This is a genomic window from Neisseria sp. P0021.S007, from assembly GCF_051956855.1.
Map to the genome: position 1 here is coordinate 1 of NZ_JBQCXA010000056.1, position 1,505 is coordinate 1,505.

1 protein-coding gene is annotated in these 1,505 nt (G+C 53.4%); it reads right to left on the reverse strand.

The genetic code is table 11. The features are described from left to right. On the reverse strand, positions 1-1,505 hold a 1,505-nt coding region (locus tag ACTHUR_RS11025), incomplete at both ends, for a helix-hairpin-helix domain-containing protein (protein ID WP_440398597.1).

The window sequence follows — 1,505 nt, forward strand, 5'->3', positions numbered from 1 at the left end:
CGTCAGTAATTCTTCTTCGCTCAATACGACCACGCCCAACGTTTGGGCTTTTTCCAATTTACTGCCTGCGGCTTCTCCGGCGACAACGTAGTCGGTTTTTTTGGATACGCTACCAGAAACTTTACCGCCGGCAGCCTCAATCATGGCTTGGGCTTGGTCGCGTTTGAGCGTGGGTAAAGTTCCTGTTAATACAAAGGTTTTTCCTGCTATGGTCTCATTGATGCCGTCTGAAATCGTTTCATCTTGAAGCTCAGGCAGCTTTTGATCAAAGAAAGTTTTCATATTTTCAAGCAGGGCTGCGTTTTGCAGTTTACTGCGCCATGTTTGCCAATCGGCAGGCAACGCTTTGTCAGTTTGCAAACCTTCTATGCTTTGTCCGGCAAGCTCCCATAAGGCCAGTGCTTTGGTTTCGCTGATTTTAAAATCAGGCAGGCGGGCAATCCAGCGTTGCGGCTCGGCATAGCGCAACGGCGGGATAGTGACAGCCTGGCTTTGCGGGGCAACACCTACAGCCAGCAGTTCGTCTATCATCGCCTGTTGCGCTTCTTGGGCAAAAAAGTGGGCGATGGAGCGGGCAACCACCGTGCCGATATCGGGCAGGCAGGCGAGGATGGGTTCGGGTGCATGGCGGACGTGTTCCAGTGTACCGAATGCCTGCGCCAGCGTTTTGGCGGTGCGTTCGCCGACGTGACGGATACCGAGGGCAAAAAGGAAGCGGGCAAGTTCAGGCGTTTTGCTGGCTTCTATGCCTGCGAGGATGTTTTCCGCCCATTTAGTTGGCTGTTTTTTACTGGTTTTGCTAAGCAGGGCATTGCCGCTCTCGCTTTCAAAGTCTTCAATCTCACTGTTTGATGGTTCTTCCTCATTAGCTGACGCTTTATCCGCCGTTTCCTTCATTTTTTGCAGGGTTGGGATATCGAGGCGGTAGAGGTCGGCGAAATGACGAACCAAATCTTGTGCTACCAGTTGCTCGATTTGTTTTTGTCCAAGTCCGTCGATGTCCATGGCTTTGCGTGAGGCGAAGTGGATTAAACCTTGCGCGCGTTGTGCTTGGCAAAGCATACCGCCGCTGCATCGGGCAACCGCTTCGCCTTCTTCGCGTTCGATTTCGCTGTGACAGATAGGGCAATGGGTGGGCAGGCGGTAAGGTTTGTGAAGCGGTTCGGAGCGGGTTTCAGAAGGTATTTCGGCAAACAAATCGTCTTGCAGGCCGTCTGAAACAGCAATGTTGGTATCCTGCATTGGGCGGCGTTCAAAAATTACGCGCACCACCTCGGGAATCACGTCTCCGGCACGGCGCACGACAACTGTATCGCCAACGCGCACGTCTTTGCGCGATACTTCGTCCTGATTGTGCAGGGTAGCGTTGGTAACGGTAACGCCGCCGACGAATACAGGTTGCAGGCGGGCGACGGGGGTTACTGCGCCGGTGCGCCCGATTTGTACATCAATGGCTTCGACAATGGTCAATGCTTCTTCGGCAGGAAATTTGTGGGCAATGGCCC